This is a genomic window from Clostridium tarantellae (genome assembly GCF_009295725.1).
In the GTDB taxonomy this organism is placed as follows: domain Bacteria; phylum Bacillota; class Clostridia; order Clostridiales; family Clostridiaceae; genus Sarcina; species Sarcina tarantellae.
Genome location: NZ_WHJC01000258.1, coordinates 1 through 4,784, shown reverse-complemented (window position 1 = coordinate 4,784; position 4,784 = coordinate 1). Strand labels below are relative to the sequence as shown.

Genomic DNA, 4,784 nt, shown 5'->3' with positions numbered 1-4,784 from the left:
TACAGAACTCCCTAAATATCTTCAAGAAAATAATTTTGATGTCGTTAGAGGAAAAGGAAAAACAGCTGAAAAAAATATAAAAGATATTCATGAATTTAAAATTAAAAACCTTGAAAAAGTAGAAAAACAATTAAATGATGTTAAAATTGATTTAGAAGCTCATAGACAAGCTTTAAATAAAATTAATGACATTACTCTTATAAAGACATCAAAAACGATTCTAGGAGGCAATATAAAGGTTAAACAACAAGAATATGAAAAAATAGTACAAGGATATAAAAATTTATTAAATGAAAATATAATTTTATCTAAAGAAAATGAAAATCTAAAAAGTGAAAATAAAAATATAAATAAAAAATTAAATAATGCTATGAATGAAATAAAGTCTTTTAATTATACTGAACTAAATTTTGAAAGAAAAAGAAAAGAATTAAAAGAAGAATTGATAGAAAGTATAAATCAGGATTATGACGAAAAAATAAATAATTTAAAAGATAAAATAAAAGATGTTTATAAAACGCTTAATGAAAATAATAAAACAGTAAAACAATTAACAGAAAAAAATAAAAATTTGGAATATGAAAGAGATTTTGAAGAAAAAGCAGCAGAAAGATTAGCAAATTTTTTAAGAGCTAAAAAAATGATGAAAGAATACAATGAGTTTTATGAGAAAAATTATAAAACTCAAAATAAATCCAATCAATTTAGTATGTAAGAGGATATTTTTCCTCTTTTTTTATTTATGTAATACAAAAAAAGTACGTATTATGTTGTATTACATATAAAAGTAATACGTAATATATAAATTTAATACAAATAACTATAGTTAAATAATATTAATGTACTATACAATAAAGTTAAATAACTATATTGTACTATTTAAAATTAAATGATATCCTTAGTATAGTAATATTACTATACTAAGATTAAAAAAAATTAAAGGAGTAGAGTTTATGGTTACTAAAGCTCAACTGGAAGAAAAAATAAAAGGATTAGAAAAAGAAAATGAAGTATTGAAGAAAGAAAAAGAAGAAATTAAAATAAAATGTTCATATGATAAAGTAACAGAATTACAGTTTCAAGTATCAGGTATGATATTTAAAGAAAAAAATACAAAAGAATATTATGATAAATTAATAAAAGAATTAGAAAATAAAATAGAAAAACTAGAAAGTGAAGAAAATTTGATACTAGGAAGAAAGCCATTTGATGATAAAGAAACAATAAAATTAATGTATAAATTATATTTAGAAGATAATAGTTTTAATGAAATAGCAAATGAGTTAAATAATAAAAACATATGTACACGTAGAGGAGGAACATGGACTAAGAGTTCAGTTTCAGTGGTACTAAAAAAAGAAGAAAACATAAGAGAATATTTAACCAAAGAAGAAAACATTAGATTTTTTATGCTAATAGAACATAATAAAAAGAATAAAAAACAATAATTTGAATATAAGATTTATAAATAAAGATAAGGCAATGTAATTGCATTAGAAGGCTTGTTTCCCTATTTCTAAGTTTAAATATATAAATATATGTGTCAAGGGCTTAAAGGCCCCTGTGGGTGTGCGTAGCACCCTTGACACATATATTTATATATTTATTCTATCTCTAGGGTAAACAAGCTTAAACTATTTTATCTTTTAACAATGATATTATTTGTTTTATAGCTAATAAATGATGAAAAAATATCTAAATTTAATAATTATTGACATTGTAGCTACTAATGCGCTACAATGTCAATAATTATTAAATTAAAAGAATGGAGTGGTAATATGTCAATAAATAGGGATAAGGTTGTTAGACTTAGAGTAACAGAATATGAAAAAGATAGGTTAGAAGAAGAATCTATTAAAAGAGGGTTAAAAATGTCAGAACTTATAAGAGTTATATTAATAGAAAGTGGAATATGGGGAATTGTACAATCTTCTCAAGATAATGATAATTAAAATATTTATTCTTTTAAGAAAGTAAAGACTTGAAAAAATAAATTCAAAAAATATAAAATAAATATAATTTAAATTAATAAATTCAAATTAGTTAAAAGGTTCAAATTGAACATTGAAATCTGTTAAGATTTCATAAAATTTGCTCTTGATAATATATAGAAAATCAAAATCGACCTATAAAACCTGAGAGCCATTGATATTACTGGGCTAGAGGCTTGAAAAAGCGTACCCGAAAAATTGATGTTTTTTTATGATTTGTGAAAGGAGAAAATAATTGTTTGGATATAGAAAAAAAATTTATAAAATACTATATAAATAAAAATAAAGAATTAAAAGAATATATAGAACTTTATGAAATTCCTAGAAAAGAAGATATATTTTTGATTGAAAAAATGATGTCAGTAGATATATCAAATATGTTTAATATTCTTGGATATAATAAAAAATCTTATCTTATTGAAAATTGCAATAGTATTCGTTATTTACAACAATGTATAGATAACCCAAATCATAAGTATTTTAGAGGAAGTTTTTGTAGAGATAGATATTGTCCTATATGTAGTCATATTAAATCTCATAAAACTTCAGATATGATGTTTAAAATAATGAAATCAATTCAAAAAGATAATAATTTTAAAAATAGTTCCTTGATAATGCTTACACTTACCCAAAAAAATGTTGGTGTTGGTGAATTAAAAGAAGAAATAAACAAGATGCAATCTGCAATTCAAGCTATGATGAATAAAGAATTAATTTTTAGTACAGCTAAAAATTATAAAAAAGATAGTAAAACTGGCAAACGCAGATCTTATGGTACTAAAGGAGTTGTTCAAGGAACTGTTAGACATTTGGAAGTTACTTCAAAGTTCAATCCAAATAATAATAGGATTGAATTTCACCCACATTGGCATATGATTATGTTGGTAAAAAATTCTTATTTTACTGAAAAGTTTTATTGGAGTAATGACAAAGTTATTCGTGTTTGGAAAAAATATATGAAACTTGATTATAATCCAAATACTGATATTCGTAAAATAGTTGATGGAGCTTTGGATAATGATAAAATTTTTAATATAAAGCTTAAAGATATGAAACCAGAAGGAGCTATAAAAGAAATATGTAAATATAGTACTAAAGATAGTGATATTATAAAAGTATATGAAGATTCTAAAACTGGTATTTTAAATATAAATTGGAGTGATTCTACAGTTATTTTAAAAGAATTATATTTAGCACTTCATAATCGTAGAGATTTAATTTTTACAGGAGCTTTTAAAAAGACAAAGGAAAGACTTTATGGTAAAAAAGATACAGATGATCTTATAAGTGAAATGCAAGATGAAGAATTAATAGATTTATTTAAAAATAAAAAATGTAAAATTTGTGGAGCTAATACTATAGAGAGTCTTCAAAGATATTCTGCATATAATAAATGTTATTATATGTTAGAAAAAGACAAGCTTGAATTATATAAACAGAAAATGAATGATGAAATAAAAAGAATTATTAAGAAAAAAAAGGAAAAACAGAAATTAAAAATAAAAAAATCTGATGGAGTTTTGCCCAATCCATCAGATAACAATAAATTAGATTCTTCTCAAAAAAATCTATAAATATTCGTTTTTACTTATCTATATTACATTAAAAGTGTGAAAATAGTCAAGATGTATTTCTTTACTGTTTTTACACTTTTATATTTTTTTTGGTTATGTTTAAGAATAGTGTTGATAGGATGTAAACCAATAATTTTATTTATTTAATTTAAATTTGATAAATAGATTAATTTTAAAGCTATTTATACATTAAAAAAATAAAAGCAAAGAAATTTATTGATATTTTAATAAATTTCTTTGTTAAATATTAATATAAATTAAATCTTATAATTTGTAAAATAATGAATAATAATGTAAAAATAAATTAAATGTAAATGATTTAACTATAAAATTTCTTAAATTTACTTTATTGTTATATAAAATCAAAGAGAGGTTTTATGAAAAAAATATCATTAATAATTAAAAATTTACTTTTAATATTTTGGTGGCAAGATATTGAAAAATCTAATATTTTTGTAAGAATATTGAATTACATATTTGCATTTTCATTAAGTTTTGGTTCTTTTTCTTTAGTAATATTATCGAATATAAATATAATTTTAAAAATAATTTTAGGTATATATTTAATAATTAACATTATATCTTTTTGGCCAGTTTCTCATTTATTAGAACAAAAAGATAAATTTAAAGGGTCAATGTTTTTTATTTTTCAAAATAATTGTATTTTATTTTCATTTATAATTCTTTTAAATTATATTATAAAAAAGGAGGAAAAAAATGATTTCGAAAACAAAATTAATTAGTAAAAATATAATTTCTTTATTTTTAAGTTTTCTTATTTTATTTACAACTTCTTCTACTTTTGTATATGCTAAAACTTTAGATAATGCTGATCAAAGCATTGATACTATAGCAACTGAATTAGAATTTTACTTTTCAAAAGTTGGTCATTTTGATAAAAATAATAAATATATAATTACAAATCCTGAATTATAAATCCTGAATTATTAAAACAAAAGGCAAACTTGGGAGATGATGGCGCCAAAAAATTATACAATGCATATATAAATAATAATTATTTACATAATAATTATTCAGCTAATAATTATATGACAAGAGGTTGGTTTGATTTTGGAAAATGTGTTTTAATAACTATAATAGTGCAAAAATGCTTGAATAATTTTACAGCATAATAAAATAAAAAAACATTTATGATAAAACCCTGTTATAATTAAGTTCTCACACAAAAAAAACACACAAGGAGTTAAACATAAATGTT

7 protein-coding genes are annotated in these 4,784 nt (G+C 21.2%); all 7 read left to right on the top strand.

Going from position 1 to position 4,784, the window contains the following annotated elements:
• Window positions 1–715: hypothetical protein (locus GBZ86_RS17290; protein ID WP_170272249.1), on the top strand; the 715-nt coding region annotated here is incomplete at its 5' end.
• 238 nt (window positions 716–953) lie between these two features.
• A complete protein-coding gene (locus GBZ86_RS12750) occupies window positions 954–1,448 on the top strand; it encodes a recombinase family protein (RefSeq protein ID WP_152891227.1) in 495 nt (164 codons plus the stop codon).
• A 330-nt stretch (window positions 1,449–1,778) separates the two neighbouring features.
• On the top strand, window positions 1,779–1,952 hold the full coding sequence (locus tag GBZ86_RS17285; RefSeq protein WP_207707452.1) for a plasmid mobilization protein: 174 nt from the start codon (window positions 1,779–1,781) through the stop codon (window positions 1,950–1,952).
• Window positions 1,953–2,230: 278 nt separating this feature from the next.
• Window positions 2,231–3,565 carry a protein rep gene (locus GBZ86_RS12745; RefSeq protein WP_152891225.1) on the top strand — a complete coding sequence of 445 codons (1,335 nt, stop codon included), beginning with the start codon at window positions 2,231–2,233 and terminating at the stop codon, window positions 3,563–3,565.
• Between the two features lie 377 nt (window positions 3,566–3,942).
• Entirely contained in the window at window positions 3,943–4,308 is a 366-nt protein-coding gene (locus GBZ86_RS12740) for a hypothetical protein (protein WP_152891224.1), read from the top strand.
• Entirely contained in the window at window positions 4,283–4,501 is a 219-nt protein-coding gene (locus GBZ86_RS12735; protein WP_152891222.1) for a hypothetical protein, read from the top strand. Before GBZ86_RS12740 ends, GBZ86_RS12735 begins: the two co-directional genes overlap by 26 nt.
• A 29-nt stretch (window positions 4,502–4,530) precedes the next feature.
• A complete protein-coding gene (locus tag GBZ86_RS17280) occupies window positions 4,531–4,698 on the top strand; it encodes a hypothetical protein (RefSeq protein ID WP_170272247.1) in 168 nt (55 codons plus the stop codon).
• The last annotated feature ends 86 nt before the right edge of the window (window positions 4,699–4,784 follow it).

Bases quoted from the DNA above. Each gene is read 5' to 3' on its own strand.
- GBZ86_RS12750 (WP_152891227.1), top strand. From the start codon at position 954: ATGGTTACTAAAGCTCAACTGGAAGAAAAAATAAAAGGATTAGAAAAA.
- GBZ86_RS12740 (WP_152891224.1), top strand. From the start codon at position 3,943: ATGAAAAAAATATCATTAATAATTAAAAATTTACTTTTAATATTTTGG.
- GBZ86_RS17285 (WP_207707452.1), top strand. From the start codon at position 1,779: ATGTCAATAAATAGGGATAAGGTTGTTAGACTTAGAGTAACAGAATAT.
- GBZ86_RS12735 (WP_152891222.1), top strand. From the start codon at position 4,283: ATGATTTCGAAAACAAAATTAATTAGTAAAAATATAATTTCTTTATTT.